This is a genomic window from Amycolatopsis sp. 505, assembly GCF_031625235.1.
GTDB lineage: Bacteria > Actinomycetota > Actinomycetes > Mycobacteriales > Pseudonocardiaceae > Amycolatopsis.
On the sequence record NZ_JACKQP010000001.1, the window covers coordinates 503,765 to 530,016 of the forward strand.

26 protein-coding genes are annotated in these 26,252 nt (G+C 72.0%); 7 read left to right on the plus strand and 19 right to left on the minus strand.

The features are described 5' to 3' along the window. The first annotated feature begins 73 nt into the window (after positions 1–73). From H5965_RS02510 to H5965_RS02520, 3 genes are all read left to right on the plus strand, one after another. Positions 74–1,498, plus strand: coding sequence for an acyl-CoA synthetase (locus H5965_RS02510; protein WP_310967621.1), 1,425 nt, complete (start codon positions 74–76; stop codon positions 1,496–1,498). Beyond that, complete coding sequence (locus H5965_RS02515) at positions 1,491–2,822, plus strand: carboxyl transferase domain-containing protein (protein ID WP_310967623.1); 1,332 nt, start codon at positions 1,491–1,493, stop codon at positions 2,820–2,822. Before H5965_RS02510 ends, H5965_RS02515 begins: the two co-directional genes overlap by 8 nt. Positions 2,823–2,889: 67 nt before the next feature. Continuing rightward, complete coding sequence (locus tag H5965_RS02520) at positions 2,890–3,852, plus strand: serine hydrolase (protein WP_310968480.1); 963 nt, start codon at positions 2,890–2,892, stop codon at positions 3,850–3,852. A 21-nt stretch (positions 3,853–3,873) separates the two neighbouring features. On the opposite strand, the gene tsaE is transcribed toward H5965_RS02520, so the two are convergent. From tsaE to glmS, 8 genes are read right to left on the minus strand one after another with little or no spacing between them, the layout of a single operon-like run. Then, positions 3,874–4,335 carry a tRNA (adenosine(37)-N6)-threonylcarbamoyltransferase complex ATPase subunit type 1 TsaE gene (gene tsaE, locus H5965_RS02525; protein WP_310967625.1) on the minus strand — a complete coding sequence of 154 codons (462 nt, stop codon included), beginning with the start codon at positions 4,333–4,335 and terminating at the stop codon, positions 3,874–3,876. Beyond that, entirely contained in the window at positions 4,332–5,429 is a 1,098-nt protein-coding gene (locus H5965_RS02530; protein ID WP_310967626.1) for an alpha/beta hydrolase, read from the minus strand. The genes tsaE and H5965_RS02530 overlap by 4 nt, the downstream gene beginning before the upstream one ends. Beyond that, positions 5,426–6,541: an alanine racemase gene (gene alr, locus H5965_RS02535; protein ID WP_310967628.1), complete on the minus strand. Its 1,116-nt coding sequence runs from the start codon at positions 6,539–6,541 to the stop codon at positions 5,426–5,428. The genes H5965_RS02530 and alr overlap by 4 nt, the downstream gene beginning before the upstream one ends. Positions 6,542–6,570: 29 nt before the next feature. Then, on the minus strand, positions 6,571–7,662 hold the full coding sequence (locus H5965_RS02540; RefSeq protein ID WP_310967629.1) for a sn-glycerol-3-phosphate ABC transporter ATP-binding protein UgpC: 1,092 nt from the start codon (positions 7,660–7,662) through the stop codon (positions 6,571–6,573). A gap of 3 nt (positions 7,663–7,665) precedes the next feature. Next, positions 7,666–9,096 (minus strand): xylulokinase, encoded by a 1,431-nt coding sequence (gene xylB, locus H5965_RS02545; protein ID WP_310967631.1) that lies wholly within the window; start codon positions 9,094–9,096, stop codon positions 7,666–7,668. Beyond that, positions 9,086–9,922: a DeoR/GlpR family DNA-binding transcription regulator gene (locus H5965_RS02550; RefSeq protein WP_310967633.1), complete on the minus strand. Its 837-nt coding sequence runs from the start codon at positions 9,920–9,922 to the stop codon at positions 9,086–9,088. The genes xylB and H5965_RS02550 overlap by 11 nt, the downstream gene beginning before the upstream one ends. A 56-nt stretch (positions 9,923–9,978) precedes the next feature. Continuing rightward, positions 9,979–11,418: an NAD(P)H-hydrate dehydratase gene (locus H5965_RS02555; RefSeq protein ID WP_310967634.1), complete on the minus strand. Its 1,440-nt coding sequence runs from the start codon at positions 11,416–11,418 to the stop codon at positions 9,979–9,981. Positions 11,419–11,432: 14 nt separating this feature from the next. Then, positions 11,433–13,295 carry a glutamine--fructose-6-phosphate transaminase (isomerizing) gene (glmS, locus tag H5965_RS02560; RefSeq protein WP_310967635.1) on the minus strand — a complete coding sequence of 621 codons (1,863 nt, stop codon included), beginning with the start codon at positions 13,293–13,295 and terminating at the stop codon, positions 11,433–11,435. 231 nt (positions 13,296–13,526) lie between these two features. Between glmS and H5965_RS02565 the strand changes: the two genes are divergently transcribed. After that, positions 13,527–14,345 carry a chlorophyllase/cutinase-like alpha/beta fold protein gene (locus H5965_RS02565; protein ID WP_310967637.1) on the plus strand — a complete coding sequence of 273 codons (819 nt, stop codon included), beginning with the start codon at positions 13,527–13,529 and terminating at the stop codon, positions 14,343–14,345. A 17-nt stretch (positions 14,346–14,362) separates the two neighbouring features. On the opposite strand, the gene H5965_RS02570 is transcribed toward H5965_RS02565, so the two are convergent. The 5 genes from H5965_RS02570 to H5965_RS02590 all read right to left on the minus strand — a co-directional run bounded on the left by H5965_RS02570 (position 14,363) and on the right by H5965_RS02590 (position 19,621). Further along, positions 14,363–14,824: a hypothetical protein gene (locus tag H5965_RS02570; RefSeq protein ID WP_310967638.1), complete on the minus strand. Its 462-nt coding sequence runs from the start codon at positions 14,822–14,824 to the stop codon at positions 14,363–14,365. A gap of 19 nt (positions 14,825–14,843) precedes the next feature. Continuing rightward, positions 14,844–17,372 (minus strand): hypothetical protein, encoded by a 2,529-nt coding sequence (locus H5965_RS02575; protein ID WP_310967639.1) that lies wholly within the window; start codon positions 17,370–17,372, stop codon positions 14,844–14,846. Beyond that, positions 17,372–17,686 (minus strand): hypothetical protein, encoded by a 315-nt coding sequence (locus H5965_RS02580; RefSeq protein WP_310967640.1) that lies wholly within the window; start codon positions 17,684–17,686, stop codon positions 17,372–17,374. Before H5965_RS02580 ends, H5965_RS02575 begins: the two co-directional genes overlap by 1 nt. A 152-nt stretch (positions 17,687–17,838) precedes the next feature. Beyond that, entirely contained in the window at positions 17,839–18,099 is a 261-nt protein-coding gene (locus H5965_RS02585) for an acyl carrier protein (RefSeq protein WP_310967641.1), read from the minus strand. Continuing rightward, entirely contained in the window at positions 18,092–19,621 is a 1,530-nt protein-coding gene (locus H5965_RS02590) for a fatty acyl-AMP ligase (protein WP_310967643.1), read from the minus strand. The genes H5965_RS02585 and H5965_RS02590 overlap by 8 nt, the downstream gene beginning before the upstream one ends. A 30-nt stretch (positions 19,622–19,651) precedes the next feature. Between H5965_RS02590 and H5965_RS02595 the strand changes: the two genes are divergently transcribed. Next, positions 19,652–20,536 (plus strand): cytochrome P450, encoded by an 885-nt coding sequence (locus H5965_RS02595; protein ID WP_310967644.1) that lies wholly within the window; start codon positions 19,652–19,654, stop codon positions 20,534–20,536. On the opposite strand, the gene glmM is transcribed toward H5965_RS02595, so the two are convergent. The 3 genes from glmM to rplM all read right to left on the minus strand — a co-directional run bounded on the left by glmM (position 20,522) and on the right by rplM (position 23,000). Beyond that, complete coding sequence (gene glmM / locus H5965_RS02600) at positions 20,522–21,856, minus strand: phosphoglucosamine mutase (RefSeq protein WP_310967645.1); 1,335 nt, start codon at positions 21,854–21,856, stop codon at positions 20,522–20,524. The two genes, H5965_RS02595 and glmM, sit on opposite strands and share 15 nt — an antisense overlap. Positions 21,857–22,032: 176 nt before the next feature. Further along, positions 22,033–22,533, minus strand: a complete 501-nt coding sequence (gene rpsI, locus H5965_RS02605; RefSeq protein WP_310967646.1) for a 30S ribosomal protein S9 — start codon at positions 22,531–22,533, stop codon at positions 22,033–22,035. Positions 22,534–22,547: 14 nt separating this feature from the next. Then, on the minus strand, positions 22,548–23,000 hold the full coding sequence (rplM, locus tag H5965_RS02610; protein WP_004560141.1) for a 50S ribosomal protein L13: 453 nt from the start codon (positions 22,998–23,000) through the stop codon (positions 22,548–22,550). 261 nt (positions 23,001–23,261) lie between these two features. Here rplM and H5965_RS02615 point away from each other — a divergent pair, with 261 nt between their 5' ends. Both H5965_RS02615 and H5965_RS02620 read left to right on the plus strand, forming a co-directional pair. Beyond that, positions 23,262–24,155, plus strand: coding sequence for a hypothetical protein (locus H5965_RS02615; protein ID WP_310967649.1), 894 nt, complete (start codon positions 23,262–23,264; stop codon positions 24,153–24,155). 29 nt (positions 24,156–24,184) lie between these two features. Further along, complete coding sequence (locus H5965_RS02620) at positions 24,185–24,877, plus strand: DUF4333 domain-containing protein (RefSeq protein ID WP_310967650.1); 693 nt, start codon at positions 24,185–24,187, stop codon at positions 24,875–24,877. A gap of 79 nt (positions 24,878–24,956) precedes the next feature. On the opposite strand, the gene H5965_RS02625 is transcribed toward H5965_RS02620, so the two are convergent. The 3 genes from H5965_RS02625 to H5965_RS02635 all read right to left on the minus strand — a co-directional run bounded on the left by H5965_RS02625 (position 24,957) and on the right by H5965_RS02635 (position 26,238). Beyond that, the gene (locus tag H5965_RS02625; RefSeq protein ID WP_310967651.1) at positions 24,957–25,250 is read right to left on the minus strand and encodes a WXG100 family type VII secretion target; all 294 of its coding nucleotides are present in this window, start codon (positions 25,248–25,250) and stop codon (positions 24,957–24,959) included. A gap of 57 nt (positions 25,251–25,307) precedes the next feature. Continuing rightward, on the minus strand, positions 25,308–25,634 hold the full coding sequence (locus tag H5965_RS02630; protein WP_310967652.1) for a WXG100 family type VII secretion target: 327 nt from the start codon (positions 25,632–25,634) through the stop codon (positions 25,308–25,310). Positions 25,635–25,890: 256 nt separating this feature from the next. Further along, complete coding sequence (locus H5965_RS02635; RefSeq protein WP_310967654.1) at positions 25,891–26,238, minus strand: hypothetical protein; 348 nt, start codon at positions 26,236–26,238, stop codon at positions 25,891–25,893. Positions 26,239–26,252: the final 14 nt, after the last annotated feature.

Sequence of the window (26,252 nt, forward strand, 5' to 3'; positions counted from 1 at the left end):
TCGGCCGCTTGCTGCAGGGGACGGATCGGCACGGTAACGTGCGGATGGAGTCCGACACTGGGAGGTCCCCGCGGTGCCCGACCCGTTGTTCCCCACGCTCGTCGCCGGTGCCGCGAAGGAAGCCTTGCGCTTCGGCGACCACGCCCTGACCTACGACGATCTCGCCGCCATCGCCGGCGGTCTCGCCCGCGACCTGCCGGACGGCCGGGTCGCGGTGTGGGCGACGCCGACCCTCCACACGAGTGTCGCGGTCGTCGCCGCGCTGCTCGCCGGGGTGCCGGCGGTGCCGCTCAACCCGAAGATCGGCGAACGCGAGCTCGCCCACATCCTCGCCGACAGCGAACCGGCGCTCGTCCTGGCCGAACCCGGCGTGGAGCTGCCGTCCGGCCTGTCCGCACTGCCCCGGCAGGACATCCCGCTGACCGGCGGGGAAGCGCCGATCGCGGACGAACCGGACGCCGAGTCGCCCGCGCTGATCGTCTACACCTCGGGCACCACCGGGCCGCCGAAGGGCGTCGTGCTCCCCCGGCGCGCGCTCGCGACAACGTTGGACGCCCTGGAGGACGCCTGGGGCTGGACGGCCGACGACGTCCTCGTGCACGCGCTTCCCCTCTTCCACGTGCACGGGCTGATCCTCGGCATCCTCGGCCCGCTGCGCCGCGGCGGTTCGGTGCGCCACCTCGGCCGGTTCTCCACCGAGGGCGTCGCACGCGAGCTGGCGAACGGCGCCACGATGATGTTCGGCGTCCCGACCATGTACCACCGGATCGCCGGCGAGGTCGGCTCCGACGCCGCGCTGGCCGAAGCGCTCCGGAAGGCGCGGCTCCTGGTTTCCGGGTCCGCGGCGCTGCCGGTGCACGACCACCAGCGGATCACCGCGGCGACCGGCCAGCAGGTCGTCGAGCGCTACGGCATGACCGAGACGCTGATGAACACCAGCGTCCGCGCGGACGGCGAGCGCAAGCCCGGCACCGTCGGCGTGCCGCTGCGGGGGGTCGAGCTGCGGCTGGTCGGCGACGCCGGCGAGGTGCTCGACGACGTCGAGAGCGTCGGCGAGATCCAGGTCCGCGGCCCGAACCTGTTCACCGGGTACCTCAACCGGCCGGACGCGACCGCGGCCGCGTTCGACGGCGGCTGGTTCCGCACCGGCGACATGGCCACGCGCGACGCCGACGGGTACGTGAAGATCGTCGGGCGCAAGGCCACCGACCTGATCAAGAGCGGTGGCTACAAGATCGGCGCGGGCGAGATCGAGAACGCGCTGCTCGAGCACCCCGGCGTCGCCGAAGCGGCGGTCACCGGCGAGCCGGACGACGACCTCGGCGAGCGGATCGTCGCGTGGATCGTGCCCTCGGGCGAGCCTCCGGCGGCCGAGGAACTCTCCGACCACGTCGCGAAGCTGCTCGCGCCGCACAAGCGCCCACGGGTGGTCCGGTACCTGGATGCGTTGCCGCGCAACGACATGGGCAAGGTCATGAAGCGGGCCCTCGGTGCCTAGGCTGCCGGCGCGCGAGGTCGTCGGCGCGATCGCGAACGGGTTCACGGAGTTCGCCACGCCGCTGCGCGAAGAACCCGCCGACGGCCCGATCGGCTGGCCGGGCTACCGGGAAGCGCGTTCCGCCGCGGAAGACCGCACCGGCGAGAAGGAGTCGGTCGTCTGCGGGACGGCGAAGATCGGCGACGTCGAAGCCGTGCTGATCGCCTTCGAGTTCGGGTTCCTCGGCGGCTCGCTCGGGCAGCGCACGGGCGACCGGATCGAGGCCGCGTTCGCGCACGCCCGCGACGTGCGGCTGCCGGTGGTGTCGCTGATCGCGACCGGTGGCAGCCGCATGCAGCAGGGCATGCGCGCGTTGATGCAGCTGCAGCGGGTGGCGCGGGCGTCGGCGCTGACGCGCTCGGTGGGCATCCCGCAGATCTCGGTGCTGCGCGACCCGACGACCGGCGGCGGCTGGGCGACGCTCGGCGCGGGCGCCGACGTCGTCCTCGCGCTGCCGGAGGCGCAGGTCGGCTTCGCGGGCTCGCGGGTGCGGCCGCCGGGCTCGCCGGAGGCGTACACCGCGGAGGCGCACCTCGGCTGGGGTCAGGTCGACGCCGTCGTGGCGCCGGAGGACCTCGGCGTGACGCTGGAGCGGTGGCTGCGGCTGCTGACCGCGCGGTCCTCGGCCGCGGCACCGCCGCCCACCGCGCTGCGGCCCGCTCCGCTTCCGGAAACGGGCTGGGAGGCGGTTCAGGCGGCGCGTTCGCCGGAGCGGGCCCGGGCGGCCGAATACCTCGACGCCTACTTCGACTGGCGGGAGGACATCAGCGGCGACCGCGTCGGCGGCGCGGACCCGGGTGTCGCGTGCGGCTTCGGCTGGCGCGACGGCCGGACGATCGCCTACGCGGCCCAGTGCGGCACGCCGACGTTGCCGTCCGGCTTCCGGACGGCCGCCCGGCTGGTGCGGCTGGCGTCCCGCCTGGGCATCCCGGTGCTGACGCTGGTCGACACCCCGGGCGCGGCGAACGACGCGGCGGCCGAGCAGGCGGGGGTCGGTGGCGCGATCGCGGAGCTGTTCCGGGCGGTGGCGACGGCGTCGGTCCCGGTGACGACCCTGGTGATCGGCGAAGGCGGCTCGGGCGGCGCACTGGCCTTCGCCGCGGCGGGCTCGACGTGGGTGGCGCCGGACGCGTACTTCTCGGTGACGTCCCCGGAAGCCGCGGCGGCAATCCTCAAGCGCCCGCCCGAAGAGGTGCCGGACATCGCCAACCAGCTGCACCTGCGGCCCCAGGACCTCGTGGACTTGGGCGTCGCGCGCGCGGTCGTGAGTGTCGAAGGGGGTTAGCACCCGCGTCGATCCGTGGTTGGATCTTGCGATGGGGTATCGACTCAACAGGCGGGCGGCGTTCGGTTTGGGGACCGCCGTCGCCGCCGGAAGCATTCTGGCCGGCTCTCCCGCGTCCGCGCAGGAAGCAGACATCGAGGCCAGCCCGGCCACACCGGACCGGGCCAGGCAGAAGGTGAAGCGCGTCTACGACGCCGCGGCGGCCGAGGCGGGCGGCATCTGGAACTCCTACATCAGCGTGGCCGGCCAAGCGGCCGTGGACGTGGCGTCCGACGAGGTCGTCGAGGCGTACAGCGTCAACAAGGTGGCAGTCGCGGTCACCTTGATGGACAAGATCGACCGCGGTCTGCTCACCCTGGACCAGCAGGTCCAGGTGCCGGAGAGCATCGTCGTGCCGGGTGGTGACGGCATCATCATCCTGGACAAGGCGTACCCGAGCGCGTTCACGCTGGGCCACGTCCTGTCGCTCTTCCTCACGGTTTCGGACGACACGTGCGTCCGGCTGGTGGGGCTCGTGGTCCCGGCGGCCGAGATCAACCAGATCCTGGTGGCCAAGGGCTTCCCCAAGACCCAGGTGACGCCGGTGGCCAACCCGAACCGCTACTTCCTCGGCCAGACCACTCCGCGCGAGACCCACGACCTGCTGCAGGCGCTGGTCGCGGGCACCCTGCTGAGCGCGGCGTCGACGGATTACCTGCTGTCCATCCTGCGGTCGCAGGTGGCGTTCACCGACGGGATCCGCCGGGAGATGTCGTCCGTGGACCGGGCGAGGATCGCCACGAAGGCGGGCTGGCTGAACGACGGCCGCAACGAGGCCGGGATCATGTTCGACGCCGCGGGCAAGCCGGTGCTGACCTACTCGATGTTCGCGCACGGCCAGGCGAACCCGGAGGACTTCGGGGCCACGCACCCGGTCCGGCAGGCCACCGCGAAGATGGGGCCGAAGTTCCTGCGCGCGGTCGACAAGATCGCGGGCGCCGGCGCCCGGACGTTCCGGGCCCCGGCCTACCAGCAGTACAACGGCGGCTGAGCGCAGGGACCTGGTGCGGACCTACGCCCGCACCAGGTCCGGAACCCGGTCGGCCCAGGTACCGTGCGGTTCGAGCGTCACCTCGCGGACGTCGTCCTCGCGGCGGTCCAGGCGCACCACCAGGTAGTCCTCCGAGAGGCGCTCGGCCGAACCCTCGCCCCACTCGACCACGATCGCCGAGCGCTCGAGGTCGGTGTCCAGGTCCAGGTCGTCCAGCTGGGACAGGTCGCCGCCGAGGCGGTACGCGTCCACGTGCACCAGCGGCACGCCCGAAGCGCCCGCCGGGTGGACGCGGGCCAGCACGAACGTCGGGCTGCTCACCCGGCCGCCGACGCCGAGGCCGTCCGCGATGCCGCGGGTCAGCGTCGTCTTGCCCGCGCCGAGCGGGCCGGCCAGCAGGACCAGGTCGCCCGCGCGCAGCACGCGGCCGAGCGCGCGCCCGAAGTCCATCGTGTCGTCGGGGGTCGGGAACACGAAACTCAACGCTGCCACCACCAGGTTCGCCGGGACGAGGATTCGCCGTCCACACCGGAACAGCGTTGCAGGAGATCGATCAGATGGCTGTTCACCAGCTCGGGCTGCTCGAGCTGGACCATGTGGCCGGCGCCGCGGACGCGGACCAGCTCCGCGTCGGGCAGCTCGGCCGCGATCCGCTCGGCGTGCGCGAACGGCGTGAACCGGTCCGAGTCGCCGCCGATGACCAGCACTTCCGCGTGCTTCAGGCCGGCCAGGGCCGCGTAGCGGTTGTGGCTGCCGAGCGTGTCGACGAAGTTGACGAGCCCGCGCACCGGCGTCACTTCCAGCATCTCGAGCATGAAGTCGACGAGCCGGGGCGCGACGTCGCGGCTGCCGAACGCCAGCCGCCGCACGGCCTGCCGCGTCAACTGGCCGCCGGCCGCGCGGACGAACTCCACCAGCCCCGGCTGCCAACCCGCGAGGCCACCGGCGGCGCGTGTCAGCGGGTTGTACTTCGAGAGCAGCGAACGCGGCAACCCGCGTGCCCCGACTTCGCCCGCCGCCGTCGCGATGAAGGCGACCCCGCACACGCGGTCTTCGAACAGCTCGGGGAACTCGGCGGCCAGCTCCATGATGACCATGCCGCCCATCGAGTGCCCCATCAGCACGATGGGCCCCTCGGGCACCACGGACCGCAGCACGCAGTCGAGGTCGCGCGCCAGCTGTTCGATGGTCGACGTCTCGGCAGAAGCCGCACCGGACAGGCCGTGGCCGCGGTGGTCGTAGTACACCTGACGCACGCGCGGCAGCCGCAGCTTCGCCAGGTCGCGGCGCTGGAAGTGCCAGCAACGCCGCGAAAGCGCGAAGCCGTGCACTCCCACGACGGTCAGTTCCGGTTCGCCGCCGTCCTCCGGGTCGATCTCCTCGACCGAAAGCGGCGTGCCGTCCTCGGCCGCGACCGTCGAAGTGCGGTCGGGCTTCAGCTCCCCCAGCGGCTCGTCCACGTACGGATCCTCATTATGCCGCCGCTGCTGCGCGGCGACGATAGCGGCGGCGGCGGTGCCGGTGGCCAGAGCCCCGACCCCGCCGGCGATGGCCAGCAGTCGTCGTGAAGGTGTCACCCGCGTTCCCCCAGATACCGGCGCCGCACTCGCGGGCGGTACATCGAGGTGACGATCTCGTAGTCGATGGTGCCGAGCTTGTCGGCCCATTCCCGGGCGGTCGGCTCCCCGTGCGTCCCGGCCCCGAACAGGACAACCTCGTCGCCGACGGCCGGTTCGTAGTCGCCGCAGTCGACCACCAGCTGATCCATGCAGACCCGCCCGGCGACCGGCCGCCGCTGCCCACCGAGCCAGACGTCCATCCGTCCGGACAACGACCGCGGGACACCGTCGGCGTACCCGGCCGGGACGAGCGCCAGGTTCGTGTCCCTGGCGGCGGTCCAGGTGTGCCCGTAGGACACCGATTCGCCGGCTTCGATGCGCTTGACCAGCGCGACCGCGGAGCGGAACGTCATGGCCGGGCGCAGGTCTTCCGGCTGGGGCACCGGGTTGAGCCCGTACATCGCGATGCCGGGCCGGACGACGTCGAAGTGCAGGTCGGGCCGGGTGAGCAGGGCCGCGGAGTTCGCCAGGTGCCGCATCGGATCGAGCCCGGCCGCGCGGGCGGCGTCGTAGGCGTCGGCGAAGCGCTTGGCCTGCTGGTCGGTGGCCGGGTGGTCCGGCTCGTCCGCGCACGCGAGGTGGGACCAGATCGCGACGACCTCGACCCGCGGTTCGGCGGCCGCCGCTTCGACCAGTTCGGCCCACGCGGCGGGCGGGCAGCCGTTGCGCGAGAGCCCGGTGTCGATTTTGAGGTGCACACGCGCCCGGGTACCCGGTTTCGCGGCCGCGGCGATGCGGCGAAGCTCACCCAGCGAGCTGGCGGCGAGGTCGACGTCGTTTTCGACGCCCGCCGCGAAGTCGACGTCCGGGGTGTCCAGCCAGCTGAACAGCCGGGTCCCGATGCCGGCTTCGCGGAGGGCGAGGGCTTCGCCGAGCGAGCAGGTGCCCAGCCAGGACGCGCCGGCCTCGACCGCGGCGCGCGCCACCGGCAGCGCGCCGTGGCCGTAGGCGTCGGCCTTCACCACGGCCATCACCTGGGCGCCGGGCGCGCGGGCGCCCAGCAGGGTGAGGTTGTGGCGGATCGCGTCGAGGTCGATGTCGACCTGGGCCCGCGGGAAACTGGAAGACATAGCGCCTTCCAGTTTCCCATGTCCCGAGGTCAGGGCAGGCGCGCCCCGGACGTGGCGGAGAACACGTGCAGCTCGTCCGGCCGGATCCGCAGGTGGATGGTGTCGCCCATGGCCGGCGGCGTGCGCGGGTCGACGCGGGCGACGATGTTGGACTTCGTGCCCTCGGCGTCGGTCTCGGCCAGCTTGCCGTAGACGTACGCGTCCGAGCCGAGCTCCTCGACCAGGTCCACCTTGATCGGCACCGAGTCGGCGCCTTCGCTGACCACCTCGAGGGACTCTGGCCGGAAGCCGAGGGTCACCGTGTCGCCGTCGGCCGCGGCGATGACCTCGCGGGTCAGGGCCACGCTGCCGCCGCCCAGCTCGGCGCCGTCCGCCGTCAGCTTCGCGGTCACCAGGTTCATCGCCGGCGAGCCGATGAAGCCCGCGACGAAAGCGTTTGCGGGCTTGTCGTACAGCGCGCGCGGGGTGTCGCACTGCTGCAGCAGGCCGTCCGACAGCACCGCGACGCGGTCACCCATCGTCATGGCCTCGACCTGGTCGTGCGTCACGTACACGGTGGTGACGCCGAGGCGGCGCTGGAGCGCGGCGATCTGCGTACGCGTCGAGACACGCAGCTTGGCGTCGAGGTTCGACAGCGGCTCGTCCATCAGGAACACCTGCGGCTCACGCACGATCGCGCGGCCCATCGCGACGCGCTGGCGCTGACCACCGGAGAGCGCCTTCGGCTTGCGGTCGAGGTACTGCTCGATGTCCAGCAGCTTCGCGGCTTCGAGGACCTTCTGCTTGATCTCGGACGCGGGCCGCCCGGCGATCTTCAGCGCGAAGCCCATGTTCTGCGCGACCGTCATGTGCGGGTACAGCGCGTAGTTCTGGAACACCATCGCGATGTCGCGTGAGCGCGGCGGCAGCTGGGTGACGTCGCGGTCGCCGATCCAGACGGCGCCGTCGTCGATGTCCTCGAGGCCGGCCAGCATGCGCAGGCTGGTCGACTTGCCGCAGCCGGACGGGCCGACCAGCACGAGGAACTCGCCGTCGGCGATCTCCAGGTCCAGCGCGTCGACGGCGGGCCGCTCGGCACCCGGGTAGCGGCGGGTGGCCTTGTCGTAGGTGATGGAAGCCATCGGTCAGTCCTCTCCGAGATTCCGCCGGACCCCGTAAGCCGCTTCGCGGGCTTCGAGGTGGCGCTGCTGGATCCGGTGGCCCGCGGCGCGCTGCGCCTCGGTCGGCTCGTCCAGCTCGAGCCGGAGCTTCTGGTTCTCCTGCCAGGACGGGGGTTCCGCACTGGAAGCCAGCGCCCACGCCGCCTGCCGGGCCGCGCCGAGCGCGACGTACTCGGCGACTTCGGGCAGCTGCACGGGCACCCCGAAGACCAGTGGCGCGACCGCGCGGACGGCCCGCGACTGCGCGCCCCCGCCGATCAGCAGCACGCGCTGGACGTCGAGACCGTGCGCGCGCACGGCGTCGAGGCCGGCGGCCAGGCCGCAGAGCATGCCTTCGACGGCACTGCGCGCGAGGTTCTCCGGGGTCATGTTGTCCCGCGTCAGCCCGGCCAGGGAACCGGTCGCGCCGGGCAGGTTCGGGGTGCGCTCGCCGTCCAGGTACGGCAGGAAGGTCAGCCCGCCGGCGCCGGGCTCGGCGGTCAGGGCGAGGCGGTCGAACTCGCTGAGCGTCGCGCCGAGCATCGCGGCCGTCGCGGTGAGGACGCGGGCGGCGTTGAGGGTGCAGGCGAGCGGGAGGAAGCGGCCGGTGGCGTCGGCGAACCCGGCGACCTCGCCGCTGACGTCGGCCGCGCCGGTCTCGGCGACGCCGAACACGGTGCCGCTGGTGCCGAGCGAGACGACGGCGTCACCGGGCTTGAGCTCCAGCCCCAGCGCGGCGGCCATGTTGTCGCCGGTGCCGGCGGACACCAGGACGCCGTCCGGGGTGTGGCCGGCGGTGTCGGCCGGGCCGAGCACGGTGGGCAGCTCCGGCGTCCGGCCGCCGAAGGCGTGGCTCAGGACGTCGAGGCGGTAGGCGTTGTCGGTCGGCGAGAAGTAGCCGGTGCCGGAGGCGTCGCCGCGGTCGGTGACCGGGTCGCCGCCGGTGAGCTTCCAGGTCAGCCAGTCGTGCGGCAGCAGCACGCGCGCCACGCGGTCGGCGAGCTTCGGCTCGTTTTCGGCCAGCCAGCGCAGCTTCGTGACGGTGAAGCTGGCGACCGGCACCGAGCCGACGGACTTCGCCCAGGCCGATGGCCCGCCGAGCTCTTCGATCAGGTCGAGCGCCGCCTGCGCGGAGCGGGTGTCGTTCCAGAGCAGCGCGGGCCGGACCACGTCGTCGTTTTCGTCGAGGGTGACCATGCCGTGCTGCTGGCCGCCGACGCCGATGGCCCGGACGCCGTCGAGCACGCCGTTCGTGGCTTCCCGGAAGGCGTCCCACCAGGCGGCGGGGTCGACCTCGGTGCCGTCGGGGTGCGGCGCGCGGCCGGTGCGGACGATCTCGCCGGTTTGCGCGTCGCACACGACGACCTTGGTCGACTGGGTGGACGAGTCGATGCCGGCGACCAGTTCAGCTGTCATAGGGCTGCCCCTCTGCGACGTGTTCGACGATCTCGATCGCGGTGCCCGCGTTGAGCGCGGCCTCGATCTCCTCGGTGGGCGTGGCTTGGCCCGTGATCAGCAGGTCGTAGTCGCCGACGTCGCCGTGCGCGTAGGTGGCGGTGCGGCCGAACTTCGAGTGGTCGACGACGAGGACGGTCTGGTTCGCGACCTTCAGCGCGGCCTTCTTCAGCTCGGCGTAGTCGCGGTCGGGGTGGAAGAGGCGCCCGACGGCGACGGCCGTGACCGAGACGAACGAGACGTCCGCGCGAATGGAGTCGAGCAGGTTCAGGACCTCGGGGCCGGCGCAGGAGTCGTACTCGTGGCTGTAGCGGCCGCCCGCGAGGACGACTTCGACCTTGGGTCCGAGCAGCCGGGCGGCGTGCAGCGAGTTGGTGACGACGGTGAGGGCGTCGATCTCGGCGAGCCGCTTGACCAGCGGGAGGAGGGTCGTGGAGTCGTCGACGAAGACGGTCTGGCCGGGCTGCACGTGGTTCGCGGCGGCCTGGCCGAGGGCTTCCTTCTCGCCGTGGTGGAGCGTGTCGCGGAAGCGGGCGGCGGACTCGATGGTGAGCGCCGGGTAGGCCTCGACCTTGCCGCGCAGCTTGCGCAGGAGCCGGCGTTCGGCCAGGTCGTCGAGGTCGCGGTGGATGGTCATCAGGCTGACCTTGAACTTCGACGTCAGGTCGTCGATCCGGGCTTCACCCTGCTCGATGACGTGGTCGAGGATGTCCTGCCGCCGCTGCTCGACGACGGCATCGGACGGCCGGGTCTTCCGGTCTCCGGGTGCTCCTGTGCCGCCGCTCACACGGACTTCTTACCAGATTTATCGCGCGAAGTTAACAGAGAACTCGATAAGTCTTCTCAGGACGTTAGCGAGCGAATGGCCCGGATGGCCTCCGGGATCGCGTGGACCAGGCCCGACGCCGAGGTCGGGGCGTTCTGGGCGGCGATCGCGCCCGCCAGCGAGTGCACGTTCGCCGCGGCAGCCGCGGCCAGCCAGGGGTCCAGCCCCGCCGCCAGGAGCGCACCGACCAGGCCGGACAGGACGTCACCGGAGCCCGCCGTGGCCAGCCAGGCGCCGCGCGGGGTGTTGACCGCGACCCGGCCGTCCGGGGCGGCGATCACCGTGCAGTGGCCCTTCAACAGCACGACCGCGTCGTACTTCTTCGCCGCTTCGCGCGCCGCCGTCACGCGGTCCGCGCCGGGCTTCCGGCCCATCAGGCGCTCGTACTCGCCCGCGTGCGGGGTCAGGACCAGCGGGGTGTCCGGGTCGCGGGCGTCCAGGACGTCCGGGGACTTCGCGATGATCGTCGTCGCGTCGGCGTCCGCGCAGACCGGGACGCCCTGGCCGAGGACGTGGCGGAGCACGTCCCGGCCCTCCGCGCCGGTGCCGATGCCCGGCCCGACCACCCACGCCTGGACCCGGCCCGCGTCGGCGACCGTGCCGGTGGCGATGACCTCCGGCCACTGCGCGCGGACGACGTCCGCCGCGTGGCCCGCGTAGCGCACGAGACCCGAGGTCGCGCGGACGGCCGAGCCCGCGGCCAGCACCGCCGCGCCCGGGTACGTCGCCGAGCCCGCCGCGACGCCGACCACGCCCTGGCTGTACTTGTCGTCCTCCGGCCCGGGCACCGGCCAGGCCGCGGCGACGTCGACGATGTCGAGGCGCCGGAGATCGGGGTTGGCCAGGTCGAGGCCGATGTCGACGAGGACGACCTCGCCGCAGTGGGCGGGCGCGAGCGCGTGGACCGGCTTGAGCGCGCCGAAGGTCACCGTGCGGGTGGCTTTGACGGCGGGGCCGTCGACCGCGCCGGTGTCCGGGTCGACACCGCTGGGCAGGTCGACCGCGACGATCGGGGCCTCGACCAGATCGACCAGCCGGGCTGCGTCGGGACGCAGGGGGCCGCGGCCGGAGATGCCGACGATCCCGTCGACCACGACGTCCGCTTTGGCGATCCACTGTGGACCGTCCGCGGCGGACACCGCGCGGCCGCCCGCGCGCTTGAGCGCAGCCAGACCTTTTGCGTGTGCCTTTTCGGGCTTGAGCAGCACGGCCGTGACCGCGACCCCGCGGCGGCGCAGGAACGCCCCGGCCCAGAGCGCGTCGCCGCCGTTGTCGCCGGAGCCGGCCAGCAGGACGACCCGGCGGCCGGAAACGCCGCCGGTGTGGTCCTCCAGGAGGTCCGCGATCTGCACCGCGAGCCCGAACGACGCCCGCCGCATCAGCTCGCCCTCGGGCGTGACGGCGAACGCCCGCCCCTCCGCCTCGCGAATCCGTTCCGTGGTCCAGATTCCCTGCACGGCGGGGCCTCCGCTTACTCGACTGTGACGGACTTCGCCAGGTTACGCGGCTTGTCGACGTCGTACCCGCGGGTGCGGGCGATCTCCGCGGCGAGCACCTGCAGCGGCACGGTGGACACCAGCGGCTGGAGCAGCGTCGGCACCGCGGGGACCTCGATGAGCTCGTCGGCGAACGGCCGGACCGTCTCGTCACCCTCTTCGGCGATCACGATCGTGCGGGCACCGCGGGCCTGGATCTCGCTGATGTTCGACACGAGCTTCGAGTGCAGCACCGCGCGGCCCTTGGGCGAGGGCATCACGACGACGACCGGCAGGCCGTCCTCGATCAGCGCGATCGGGCCGTGCTTGAGCTCGCCGGCCGCGAAGCCCTCGGCGTGCATGTACGCGAGTTCCTTGAGCTTCAGCGCACCTTCGAGGGCGACCGGGAAACCGACGTGGCGGCCGAGGAAGAGGACGGCCTTGGAGTCGGCGATGCGGCGGCCGAGATCGCGCACCTGCTCCACAGTGGACAGTACCTTTTGGACGGCCGCGGGCATGGCCTCCAGCTCGGCGAACTCGCGCGCGACCTCGTCCGGGTACTTCGTGCCGCGGGCCTGCGCGAGCGCCAGGCCGACCAGGTAGTTGGCCGCGATTTGGGCGAGGAACGCCTTGGTCGAGGCGACGCCGATCTCGGGCCCGGCGTGGGTGTAGAGGACGGCGTCGGACTCGCGCGGGATCTGCGCGCCGTTGGTGTTGCAGACGGCGAGGACGCGGGCCTTCTGCTCGCGCGCGTGCCGGACGGCTTCGAGCGTGTCCGCCGTCTCGCCGGACTGGGAGACGGCGACGACGAGCGTGTCCCGGTCGAGGACCGGGTCGCGGTAGCGGAACTCGCTCGCGAGCTCGACCTCGACCGGCAGCCGCGTCCAGTGCTCGATGGCGTACTTGGCGACCAGGCCGGAGTGGTAGGCCGACCCGCAGGCGACGACGAAGACCTTGTCGACGTCGCGGAGGTCCTGGTCGGAGATGCGCTGCTCGTCGAGGATGATCCGGCCGGACTCGAAGTGGCCGCGCAGCGTGTTGGCCAGCGCCTCGGGCTGCTCCTCGATCTCCTTGAGCATGAAGTACTCGTGGCCGCCCTTCTCGGCGGCACTCAGGTCCCAGTCCACGGTGAACGGCTTGGCCTGGGCAGCGTCGCCGTGGAAGTCCAGGACGTCGTAGCCCTCGCGGGTGATCACGACGAGCTGGTCCTGCCCGAGTTCGACGGCCTCGCGGGTGTGCTCGATGAAGGCGGCGACGTCGGAGGCGACGAAGTGCTCGCCGTCCCCGACCCCGACGACCAGCGGCGACGACCGGCGCGCGGCGACGATCGTGTCCGGTTGGTCGGCGTGCGTCACGACCAGGGTGAACGCCCCTTCGAGCCGCCGGCAGACGGCGGCGACGCTGGCGGTGAGGTCGCCCTTGGTGTCGCCTTCGGTGTAAGCGCGGGCGATGAGGTGCGCGGCGGTCTCGCTGTCGGTGTCGCTGGCCATCTCGACGCCGTCGGCTTCCAGCTCGGCGCGCAGCGCGGCGAAGTTCTCGATGATGCCGTTGTGCACGACGGCGACGCGCTGCGAGGCGTCCCGGTGCGGGTGCGAGTTGCGGTCGATCGGGGCGCCGTGGGTGGCCCAGCGGGTGTGCCCCATGCCGGCGGTCCCGCCGAAGTGCTCGCGGCCGACCTCGTCGAGCCGGGTCTCCAGGTTGGCCAGCCGGCCGGCCTTGCGCTCGACGGTCAGCGCGCCGGCGCCGTCGAGGACCGCGACACCGGCGGAGTCGTAACCGCGGTACTCCATGCGCCGGAGCCCACCGAGGACGACGTCCAGAGCCGGGCGGTGCCCGACATATCCCACGATTCCACACACGCGCACCAGCCTAACGAGGGACATTCAGCGGGTTGACGGGGTGGGCTCACGGCCTCCGACCTGCGGGAATACAGCCGGGGTGGTTCGAACCAATGCCACGCGCCCGGACGTTCCCGGACGGACGACACGCGTACGTGGGCGGACGACACGCGTACCTGGATGGACGACACGGGGATGCGTGGGTGGGCAGCGGGCGAGCCGGGGGTGGGCTCGCACAGTAGGGTTCCCCGCATGGCCAGCAAGCCCAAGCAGCTGCTCGCGGAGTTGACGCACCCGGGTCCGCACGAGGTCCTGCGGGGCAACCTCGCCCTGGTCGGGCTGCCCGGCGTGGTCTTCACGCCGCGCGCCGGGCTCGGGCTGCCCGCCGTCGCCTTCGGGCACGGGTGGCTGCAGCCGCCCGATCGGTACCGGGAGCTGCTGCGGCACCTCGCCAGCTGGGGCATCGTCGCCGCCGCGCCGGCCACGCAGAAAGGTCCCCTGCCCTCGCACCGGCTGCTCGCCGCCGATCTGCTGACCACGCTCGACGTGGTCACCACCGTGCGGCTCGGGCCGGACGGCATCAGCGTCGATCCCGCCAAGCTCGGCCTCGCCGGGCACTCGACCGGTGGCGGGTCCGCCGTCCTGGCCGCGGCGCAGGAAGCCGGGAGCAAGAAGATCAAGGCCGTCGCCACCATCACCGCGGCTCAGACGCTCCCGCCGGCTACCGAGTCGGCCAAGGCGATCACCGTTCCCGGCCTGCACCTCGCCGCCGAGGACGATCTGGTCGCCCCCGCCGTGGCGCACGCCGAGGCGATCGCCGGGGCCTGGGGTGGCGACGACGTGCAGCTGCGGTTCCTCGGCAAGGCGTCCCACCTGGGTGTCACCGAGGGCCGGCACTGGTCACAGCTGTTCATGCACGGCAAGCCGCACCGCAAGACGCAGCAGCTCACGCGCGCGCTGTTCACCGCCTTCTTCCTGACGCACCTCACCGGCACCGACAAGTACCGGCCGCTGCTCGAGGCGGACGTCAAGCGCGCCCCCATCGAGCGCGAGGAAGAGCCCGCCCACTGACGCAGGCGGGCCCGGGGTCAGACCAGCCAGCTCGTGCTGGAGAAGTCGTCCTCGTCGTCCGGCTGACGCGCGTGCCTCCCCCGCCGGGGCGGTTCGGGCGCGGCCGGGGGTTCCGGCGCCGGTTCCGGGCGCGGCGGGGCCGCCGCGGCCGGGGTTCCGTAGCTCGGCGTCGGGTAGTTCGTGTAGCCGGTGTCCGCCTCTTCGTCGTGGACGCCGAACTCCATCAGCGACTCGCGGGACTTGTCGGCCAGCGTCTTCTCCGTCGCCCAGCCACCCGCGCTCTGCTTGCGCTTGTTGAGCTCGTCCATGTGCTCGGCGTACTTCTGCGCGGCGGCCAGCTCCTGCCGCATGCCCTCGCGCACCTGCTGCTGGGCCTCGGCGAGCCGGCGTTCGCGCAGCCCGCGCTGCTCGTCCTGCTCCCGCGCCGCCGCGTCCATCGTCGAGATCGCCGCGCGATACCGGTCTTCGGCGCTGCTCATCGGCCCTCCTCGGCCCTCGTCACCGGTCGTACCGGATCGAACGGTCACCCTCGTCGTCGAGCGAGCCGCTGATCCGGCCCTTCGCGCCGCTGGTCTCGAACACGCCGCCCTCGATGCGGTACTGGCTCGGCCCGCGCTGCTGGTCGCCGCCGCCACCGCCCGGCGCGCCGCCCATGCCGCCCATCATCCCCATGCCGCCCATGCCGGACATGCCGCTCATGCCCGACGAGCTCGCGGCCGCCTGGTGCAGGCCGGCGTCGACCGGGGTCGCGCCGAGCCCGCCGCCGCCGTCGGACATCGGGAGCGAGGCGTCGCTGCCCGTCTGGGCGCCCGGGTCGAGCGAGACGGCCCCGGCGAAGTCCGGCGACCCGCCACCGGTGACGGCCGAGCCGAAGTTGCTCGCGCCGGCCGTCGTGGTCGCGTCCGCGGCGGAACCGGCACCGGCGCCGGCACCCGCGTCGGCGGTCGCCACCGCGGGCTCGGCCCCGACGCTGCCCCCGCCCCCGAGGTCGCCCTCGAAGCCGCCGGGCGCGGTGAATCCGCCGGCCCCCTCGCTGCGAGTGAAACCCGGGTCGGGGTTCGGCGGCGCGGGGTCCTTCGTCAGCGGGGACTCGGCGTTCGCGTCGTGCGGGATGTCCGCGCCGACGGCCACCGGCTTGACGTCCGCCTTGAGGCCGTCCGCCTTGAGGTCCCCGGCCTTGGGGTCGTCCTTCTCGTCCAGGGTGTAGGTGGTCGGCTCGCCCTTGCCGTCGTCGACCGTCACGATCGTCGGGCCGTCCGGGCCCTCGGGCCGCTCCGCGGTGATCTTGAGGTTGCCGTCCTGGATGTGGATCTTGCCGTCCGGGCCGAGCTTGTAGGAGCCGTCGGCCGAGGGCTGCCCTTCCTTGACCGCCTGCTGGCTGCCCTGCGGCCCGAAGGACGCCTTGTCCCCGTCGGCGGCGGCGTCCTTGCCCGCACCGTCCTTGGCCTTGTCGTCGTCACCCCAGTCGAGGTGGTAGTCCTTCTTGTGGCCCTGGCCGTCGTCCACGGAGATGTCCTGCTTGCCCTCCTTGTCGGGCTCGGACATCGTGATCGTGTTGTCGCCCTTCTTGACCGACACCGTGTCCGTGTCGCCGGAGTCCTTGATGGCTTCGCCGGTCTTCGGGTCGATCGGGTACGGCTCGCCGGTCGACGGGTCGACCTCCAGGGGCTTGCCGGTGATCGGGTTCTTGCCCTCTTCGGGCTTCGCGGGCTCCTCGGCCTTCGGGGGCTCGGCCGCCGACGGCGTCGTGGAGCCGCTGCCGGTGCTGCCCGTGCTCCCGGTGCCGGTGCTCCCCGTGCTGCCGGTGCCCGTGTTCCCGGTGTTGCCGGTATTCCCGGTGTTCCCCGTGTTGCCGGTGTTCCCGGTCTGGTCGCCGCCGCCTTCGTTCTTGGCCTCGGTGAGCTGGTTGCGGTAGCCGTCCATGAACCGCGCCAGCGCGCCGAACTGCTGATCGATCGTGTCCTTGGCGGCCTTGCAGGACCCGTCGAACGCGGCGATCAGGCTCCGGTACTCGGTCGAGAAGGCCCCGTCACGCCAGTAGCGGCAGACGTTCCGGCCGTAAGTGATGTTCTCGTCGTTGAAGCAGCCGTCGTCGTTCTGCAGGCGCTCGGCGAGGTTCGAATTGTTGCCGTGCTTGGCGTTCACGGCGTCGATCCAGCCGGCGACCTTCATGAAGTCGTCGAATTCCTCGGTCTCGCCGTTGGCGACCTTGAGGACGTCCTTGGCCATCGGGATGTCGGCCTCGGCGATCACCGGGCGGTGCAGCTGCAGGACCTCGTCGACCTTCTTCTTGACGGCGTCGAAGACGTGCGTGACGGTCTGCGGGATCAGCTTCGCCGCGCCGTCGATCTGCGCCGACAGCTCCTTGGCGTGCGGCTTGATCGTCTCGTCGTACTTGATCTCCGCCGCGTTGGCGCCCTTGCCCTTCCACGCGTCGAAGAGGGTCTGGAGCTCGGTGTCGCTCTTCGTCAGCGCGTCCTCGACGACCTTGTGCGCCTTGCTCAGATCGTCGGCGTCGCCGAGGAACTTCTGGTACTGGATCCCGCGGTTCTCGTGGAACTTGTCCTTGAGCTCCTTCTGGGAATCCTTCTTCGGGTTGTCGCCCTTGATCTGGTTCCAGACCTCGTCGGTCCACTTCGCCAGCATGTCGACGGCGACGTTGCCCTGGTCGAGCTGCTCGTCGGAACTCTTCGCGCCGGCCCCCAGCGTCGGCGTGCCGATGCCGTCGAGGTTCTTCTTCGCCTGGTCCCGCGCGGCGGTGTCGCGCTCGTGTTCCTGCTTCTTCGCCGCCGCTTCCTGCTGCGCTTCCTTCAGCGCTTCGTCGACGTCGGACGACGAACCCGGCAGCCAGTCGTCGTTGAAGCTGACGCTGTCGGTGTAGTTCTCGATGTACTTGGCGGCGTACGCCTCTTCTTCTTCGTTGAAGTTGACCGTGTCCTCGCTGTACTCCTCCATCAGCTTGGACTTGGCTTCCATCGAGACGTTCGGGTCGTCGAGGACCTTCTTGATCTCAGCCCATTCGGCCATCAGCGGTTACCCCCGGCCTGGTTCGCCGTCGCGCCGGCGTTCGCTTCCTGCGCGGTGTACTTGGCGCCGGCCGACCCGATCCCGCTGCCCAGGTTGAGCAGGGCGTTCGACAGCCCGGTCATGCCCGCGCCGATCTCGTCCATCCCGGCCTTGTACTTGCCGAAACTCTCCTGGTGCACGCGACCGAAGTCCCCCGCGATGATTTCGGTCGGCGCGACCTTCTTCGCTTCGTTGGCCGGGTCGTCGGCGACGTCCGCCAGGCGGATCTGCGCCCGCGTCATCGCCTCCGAACTCGCTTCGTAGCCGTTCGGCATGGTCGCTGCCCCCTTCGATCCCGCACTCCGCGCTGACGTTCCGGGACTGTGACGCGCCCGGACACCGTTCGGTGCCGTCGCAGATGCACACAGAGTCTAGCGTCCGCCCGGACGCCGGACCTGCGCTTCCGCGAAGTGCACCCGCCCGGGACTCACCCGCCGGCGCGCTGCGCGGCGACCGCCTCGGAGATCACCTCGGCGACGCCGCGGATGTCGACCAGCCGGTCGAGCTCGTCGATGTCGACCGAGACGCCGTAGGTCACCTCGACCCGGGACAGCAGCTGGATCCGCTGCCGGGACGTCAGGCCGAGGTCGTCGAACGGCGTGGTGTCGCTGAGCCGCTCGGGCGGGATCTCCAGCGCGAAGCCGACGATCCGCCGGATCTCGTCGACGTAGGCCCCCGGGTCACTCATGGCGCCCATTCTCACCCCACCAGCGTTCGCGGGCCGCGGCGCGGGACACCTTGCCGCTGGAGGTCCGCGGCACCTCGCCCGGCCGCACCAGCCACAGGGCCCGCAGCGGGAGGTCGTGAGCCGCGGACACGGCCCGCCGCACGGCCGTCTCGACCGACTCGTCCCGGGTGACGCACCCGGCCACGACCGCGACGCCTTCGCCGTGGCCGTCCCGCACGGCGAACGCGGCGACCCGCCGGACACCCGGGTGCGCGGCCTCGACGGTGGCCTCGATGTCCTGCGGGTGGTGGTTGCGGCCGTCGACGATGATCAGGTCCTTCAGCCGCCCGGTGACGTACAGCTCGCCGTCGTGGACGAAGCCGAGGTCGCCGGTGCGCAGCCAGCCGTCCGGGGCGAGCACGTCGTCCCGGCCCCAGTAGCGGTCGGCTACGTTCGGCCCGGACACCTGGATCTCTTTGTCGACAATGCGGATCCGCTGGCCGTACGGCCGCCCCACCGACACGCGCGGCTCGCCGTCGAACGCCGTGATCGTCGGCCCCTCGTCGCCCGCGCTCGTGACGAACACCGTCGCCTCGGCCAGCCCGTAACACGGCTTGTGCGCGGCCCGCGGCAGCCCGAAGGGGGCGAAGGCCCGCTCGAAGGCCTCGACGGTGGCGGGGCGGACCGGCTCGCTGCCGTTGAGCAGCGAGTTCACCCGCGAGAGGTCGACGGCTTCGAGCTCCCCCGCCGCTTCGGCCGCCAGGTCGAAGGCGAAGTTCGGCGCGGCCGTGACGACGCCCGGGAGCTCGGCCAGCAGCCGGACCCAGCGCAGCGGGTCGCGCACGAACTCCATCGGCGTGAAGAAGACCGACCGCGAGCCGAGGAAGACGGGCGTGCCGATGAGCAGGACCAGGCCCATGTCGTGGAAGAACGGCACCCAGCCGGCCAGCGGGGTGGACGCGTCGGCGCGGTAGCACCGCGTGGTCTGCCAGCAGGCGGCCACCAGCGCCCGGTGCGAGATCACCGCGCCGGCCGGACGGCGCGTCGAGCCGGACGTGTACTGCAGGTACGCCGGATCGGTCATCGCCACCGCGGCGGGCGGCTCGGTCTCGTCGGGCTGGATGTCGTCGAGGACCAGCACGGTGGTGGGCGGGACCTGGCCGGCCAGGTCCTTCGACGTGAGGCACACCGCCGGGGAGGCGTCGGCGAAGGCCGAGTCGATCCGCGCGCGGCCGGTGCGGCCGGTCGGGACCGACAACGGCACCGCGATCCGCCCCGCGTAGAGCGTCCCGAGGAACCCGGTGACGTAGCCGAGGTCCTGCCGCGCGACGATCGCCACCCGGTCGCCCGGCCGGGTGCGGCGCCGCAGCTCGCGGGCGACCCCGCGGACGCGGGCGAGCAGCTGCGGCCAGGTCAGCGTGTGGTCGGCCGGTCCGGGGAAGGTGCGGCAGGTGAACGCGGGGCGGTCTTCGCCGGCGTTGCGGAGCAGGTGGTCCGTGAACGGCGTGGCGAGGACGTCATCCGGGACTTCTGCGGGCGGCACGGGCCCATCCTGCCCTACCGTGTCGAAGCGATGGACGAGTTCGAACGGCACGGCATCGCGGTGGTCTCCGGCCGCGACGCGTGCGCCCGGGCCCTGCGGTCGCCCGAGCTGACGTCTAATCCCGGCGGCGGCTCCCCCAGCGTGCTCCTGCGGGACGGCGAAGAACACACCCGCGTGCGCGCGGTGCTGCGGGAGATCATCGCCGGCCTGGAGCCGTTCCCGGCTTCGCTGCGCACGTCGATCGAGACCGTGGTGGCCGGGCTGGGGCCGTCGTTCGACCTGGTGCGCGACTTCGCGCGGCCGGTGGCGGGGCGGGTGACGTCGGCGGTGCTCGGGGTCGAGCTGGACGACGTCTTCCTGGACCACCTGGAGGCGACGACAGTGAACCTGGACGTCTTCGGCGGCGTCGACCGGGCCGGGCAGGCGTCGGCGTTCCGGCTGGCCGTGCAGCTGAGCCGGACGGCGGCCGGGCCGGGCGGGCTGACGGCGTTGCGGGAGGCCCGCGCGGCCGGCCGGCTCGACGAGGACGAGCTGACGATCAACGCCGTGGTGCTGGCGCACGCGGCCTACGAGAACTCGCTGAACTTCCTGGCCTGCGCCGGGCTCGAACTCGCGGCTTCGGGCCCGCGGATCGTACGGGAGCTGGTGACGGCGATCTGCCCGGCCCGGTACGTCCTGCGCTTCGGCCCGGACGGCCCGGTGGCGATCGCGCTGACCGACGGCCTGCCGTTCGGCCTGGGCCGCCACGCGTGCCCGGGGTCCGGGATGGCGGTGACCGAGGGCGAGATCGCGCTCACCGCACTGGCGAAGCACCTCGGCGGCGGCTGCCGGGTGGGCGCAGTGCGCTGGAAGACCCACCCGGTGTTCCACGGCCTCGCGGAGGCCGTGGTCACCCTCGGGTCAGGAAACGGCTGAGACGATACCGGCCAGGCGGTCGGCCGCGGCCTGGGCGGTGGCGACCGCCGGGGCCTCGACCATCACGCGGACCAGCTGCTCGGTGCCCGACGGGCGCAGCAGCACCCGGCCCTCTTCGCCCAGTTCGGCTTCGACCTCGCCGACGGCCGTGCGGACCTCGGAAGAGTCGGCGACCGCAGCCTTGTCGGCCACCGGGACGTTGACCAGCACCTGCGGCAACCGGTTCATCACCGCGGCCAGGTCGGCCAGGGACTTGCCCGTCTCGGCCATCCGGCTCATCAGGCGCAGCGCGGTCAGCAGGCCGTCGCCGGTGGTGGCGTGGGCCGGGAGCACGACGTGGCCGGACTGCTCGCCGCCGAGCGCGAAGCCGCTCGCGCGCAGCTCCTCGAGGACGTACCGGTCGCCGACCGCGGTCGTCACGACGTTGATGCTGTGGGCCTTCATGGCCAGGTGCAGGCCGAGGTTGCTCATCACGGTCGCGACCAGCGTGTCCTTGGTCAGCTCGCCCGCCTCGGCCAGCGCCAGCGCCAGGACCGCCATGATCTGGTCGCCGTCCACCAGCTCGCCGGCGGAGTCGACGGCCACGCAGCGGTCGGCGTCGCCGTCGTGGGCGATGCCGAGGTCGGCGCCGTGCTCGACGACGGCCTTGCGCAGCTTCTCCGGGTGGTTGGAGCCGCAGTGCTCGTTGATGTTGACGCCGTCCGGCTCGGCGAACAGCGCGACGACCTCGGCGCCCGCCCGGCGGTAGATCTCGGGCGCGGCCGCCGACGACGCGCCGTTCGCGCAGTCGACGACGACCTTCAGCCCGGCGAGCGGGTGCGGCGTCGCGTCGACCAAGTGGGCGGCGTAGCGGTCGAGGGCGTCCTCGACGTCGGTGACGCGGCCCACACCGGCGCCGGTCGGGCGGACCGCGTCGGCGGAGAGGCCGGCCTCGATCTCGTCCTCGATGCCGTCGGGGAGCTTGTGCCCGCCCGCGGCGAAGAGCTTGATGCCGTTGTCGGGCATCGGGTTGTGCGACGCGGAGATCATCACGCCGAGGTCGGCTTCGAGCGCGCCGACCAGGTAGGCGACGGCCGGCGTGGGCAGCACCCCGACGCGGCGCACGTCGGCCCCGGCGGACGTGAGGCCCGCCACGACCGCGGCCTCCAGCATCTCGCCGCTGGCGCGCGGGTCACGGCCGACGACCGCGACCGGCCGGTGCGAGCGGTCGTGCGCGGCGAGCACCCGGGCGGCGCTGGCCGCCAGCGCCATGGCCAGCTCCGGCGTCAGCTCGGCGTTGGCCAGGCCACGGACCCCGTCGGTACCGAACAGGCGTGCCATCGATCGACCTCCTTGTGGGAACACCACGACAACCTAGCGACGTGGGCGGACCGCGGTCCCCCACCCCTGGATGTCGCTCCGAACAGCGGAAACGACACAGATGAATACCCGGAAAACGCCGGAGCGCCCATCCGATGGACGGATGGGCGCTCCGGTGGGTTGCGCCAGGGGCGCGATCAGCGCTTGCTGTACTGCGGGGCCTTGCGGGCCTTCTTGAGGCCGTACTTCTTCCGCTCCGTGGCGCGCGCGTCACGGGTCAGGAAGCCGGCCTTCTTGAGGGCCGGGCGGTCGTCGGCGTCGACCTCGACAAGCGCGCGGGCGATCGCCAGGCGCAGCGCGCCGGCCTGACCGGAGACGCCGCCGCCCTTGAGGTTGGCGAAGATGTCGAAGGAGTCCGGCTTCTCGACCGTGACCAGCGGCTCCTTGATGAGCTGCTGGTGCACCTTGTTCGGGAAGTACTCCTCGAGGGTGCGGCCGTTGAGCTTGAACTCACCGGTGCCCGGGACGACCCGCACGCGGACGACGGCTTCCTTGCGGCGGCCGACGGTCTGGGCGTTGCCGCCGGCGGCGCGCGACGGGCGCGGTGCGGCGGGGGTCTCGCTGGTCGCGACGGCGCCGGTCTCGGTCGCCTCGGTGGTCTCGACGACCTCGGGGGCCTCGGTCTCGGTGCTGGTCACAGACTGTTCCTCACTCACTGCGCGACCTGCGCGATCTTGGTGATCTCGCGCGCCTGCGGCTGCTGCGCGGCGTGCGGGTGCTGCGGGCCGGCGTACACCTTCAGCTTCTTCGCCTGGGCGCGGCCGAGCTTGTTCTTCGGCAGCATGCCCTTGACGACCTTCTCGACAAGGTGCTCGGGCTTGGTGTCCAGCAGCTCGCCGAACGAGCGCTTCCGCAGACCGCCCGGGTAACCGCTGTGCCGGTACGCGAACTTCTGCTCGCGCTTGTTACCGGTGAGCGCGACCTTCTCGGCGTTGACGATGATGACGAAGTCACCGGTGTCCACGTGCGGGGCGTAGGTCGGCTTGTGCTTGCCGCGCAGCAGCGTGGCGACCTCGGTCGCCAGCCGTCCGAGCACGACATCCTCGGCGTCGATCACGTGCCAGGCACGAGTGACGTCGCCGGGCTTGGGGCTGTACGTGGGCAAGGGTCTACCTCGTCGTCAACATTGCGTGTGGGTTCTGTGCGGGCCTAGCGCTTACGCGCCGCAGCGCACAACGACATATGAAGATACCCCCACGGTCACCGCACCCGCGCATCGGGGGTGGTGGAAGCGCCCATATTAGGCTCCGAGCGGCCCGGGCGCAGCGGGGACCCTACCGGATTTTTCCCGCCGAAGCGCCTGCACGCGCCACCGCGACACGCGAGGATGGGGCCATCCGGGCGACACGGCTGAGCAGGGGACGGCATGAGCAAACGACCGACGGCGATCTTCGTCCTGGGTGCCCTGCTGGCCCTGGCCAGCGCCTGCGGCACGGCGAAGGCGGGCACGGCGCTGCCGAAGGGCGACGACGCGGCGGACTACGTCGGCGCCAAGTTCGAGCAGGTCATCGGCAAGCTCGGCGACACCATCACCGACTCGCGCGACGTCACCAACTCGCTGGACGCCTACTTCAAGTTCGACGACAAGTGGATCCACAGCACGGTGACGTCGGCGCGCACCGGCAGCCCGGAGAGCCGGGCGGTGCGGCACCGGTCGCAGAAGAACCCGGACGAGATCATCGACACGTACACGCCCGCGGACGGCACGGTCGAGTACACCTACCTCGGCCCGATGTACGTGCAGAAGGGCGTCTCGCCGACGGCGTGGGTGTCGATGCCGAAGCCGGAGGGCGGCCTGGTCCTCCCGTGCGTCTGGGGCGGGGTGCTGACGCCGTGCCGCATGGCGGATTCGACCGTGCAGGCCTACCAGGCCGACAAGCGGGCGGTCCGCGGGGCGAAGAGCCTGGGCGACGGCAAGACCGCGCTGACCGTCAACGTGCCGTTCGAGATCTTCGTCAAGAACAAGGTCGAGATCCTGCCGCCGAGCCTGACGGACAAGATCGGGCCGGAGCTGAAGAAGGCCGCGGTCCCGGCGACGATCACGCTGAACCCCGACGGCAGCCTGGTCTCCTTCGTGATGGAGGCCAAGTTCTCCGGCGACGGCCACCAGCTCGAGCTCAAGTACGAGTTCCGGTTCACCGGCAAGGCAAGCCAGCAGGACATGCCGAAGCTGCCGGACGCGAGCCAGATCACGGTGCTGCCCGACCGGGCGGCGATGGACGACTTCTACCGCCGGCTCGGCGAAGCGCAGGGCAGCTGAGGCGTGACCACGACCCGAGGTGATTCCCGATGACCCCACCGTCCCAGCCGCCCGACCCGCAGCAGCCGCAGTGGTGGCAGCCGCCGGCTTCCGGCGCCGCCCCGCAGCCCGGCGCGTGGCAGCCCGAGCAGCAGGCGACCGGTCCGCACTCCGGGCAGTGGCAGCAGAACGCCGACCCCGGTGCTTCGGGCGCCTACACCGGTGCGTGGCACCCGGGGCAGCCGTCGGGCTCGTTCTCCGGGCCGTGGCAGCCGGGGCCGCCGAGCGGACCGTGGCAGCCGCCGTCCCAGCCGACGCCGTCCCAGCCGGCGCCGACGCCGGGCCACGGGCAGCCGCAGTACGGCGGCGGGTTCCAGCCGGCGCAGTACGGCGGTCTGGGTGCGTTCCCGGCCGAGCCGGCGAAGAAGCCGAAGTCGAAGAAGCCGGCGCTGATCGCGGTCGCCGCGGTCCTGGTGCTCGCGGTCGGCGGCGGTGCGGCGTGGCTGCTGGGCGCGTTCCGCGGGGACGTGCTGGAGCAACAGTCCCTTCAGGACGGTGTGGTCAAGGTCCTGAACGAGAACTACGGCGAGCCGGACGTGAAGGATGCGCAGTGCCCGGCGAACGAAGCCGCCCGGAACGGCACGACGTTCGACTGCACGGTGACCATCGGCGGGCAGCCGAAGAAGGTGACGGTGCGGGTGCTCAACGACCGGCCCGAGTACGAGGTCGGCGCACCGCACTGAGGTTTCCCTTGCCGCACAACAGAAAACGGCGGGCCCCGCACCGGAGTGCGGGCCCGCCGTGGTTTCCGGGGCTACCGGCTCAGAACAGGCCTTCGACGGCGTTGTCCGTCATCTGGTAGCCGTCGGCGATCTGCGGCAGGGCGGCGGCGATCTGCGCCAGAACCTGCTTCAGGTCCTCGAACTTCTGGTCCCAGGTGCGCTGGGCAGCGTCGTACTGCTCCTTCGCGGAACCGGTCCAGGTGGTGGTCAGCGGACGCAGGTCGTCCTTGAGGCGGTCGAACGCGGACTGCAGCTCGCCGCCCGTCTGCGTGCAGTCGTCCGCGGCAGCGCGGATGGTGGCGTAATTGACGACAATGCCGGCGCCATCAGGCATGGCTTACTCCTTTTGAGCTGAAGATGTCGGGTGGTCGAGAAAGGATTCGGGAGGTGCTCAGCCGAGAGCGTCGAAGCCGCGGTTGACGGCGCCGAGGATCTCCTGCTGCTGCTGCTCGGAACGCTCGTACTTGGAGCCGGCCTCGCGGAGCAGCTCACCGATGCGCTGCAGGGCCTGCGCCATGCCGCGGGCGTCCTCGTCGAAGCGCATCATCACGTGGTCGAAGGCCTTCTGCGCGTCGCCCTGCCAGCCGGCGCGGGTGGCCTCGATGCGGTCGCGCAGCGTCGAAAGGTTCTGGTCCATCTGGGCCCGGACCTCGGTGACGCGTCCCTCGGCCTCGGTGAACTGGGCAACTGTCCCTTGGAATCCCTGTCCGGCGCTCATACCGGTACCCCCTTCATAAAGAGTGGTGGTTGTCCGTACCAAGCTTGTTCGTTCGTACGGCCCTACGACGCAGACACTGCCACGTCCGGTTCCCCCTTGTCGTGGTTTGCCCCGAAGTAGTTGCTTGCGTTAACGCCCGGCGTGGGAACCGATCGCCACGGGTATCCCTCGGCCGCACCGAACCGGTGACGCATCACCCGAAAACGCGTTCCCCACCAGCGGGATTAGCACGCGCACAGCAACGGCGGCCCGGGTTTCACCGATCGCGCTGCATGATTCGCATCTGGGAAAAGTCTTCGTCGTCGTCACCCGATCGAGGGGCTCGCGCGGGAGATTGCGAACGCGAAGGAACCGGATCGGGAACCGCGGGAACCGTGAGCCCCCGCGCGCGGCGGAACCGTTCGGCGGCCGCGCGCAGCGTTCCCGGGGTCGGGTCGCTGGACTTCGGGCCGCGCCCGCTCTGCTTCAGCAGTTCGGCGTTCTCGCTGTGCTGCCGCCGGCCGCGGGCGAGCGCGTTCCCGGCGACGCGCCGCGAATGCGTCACCGCGTCCTGGCCGAGGCGCTTGAAGGACGCGGCGGCGCTTTCGAATTCCGCGGACGGCACCGCGCGCCCTCCTC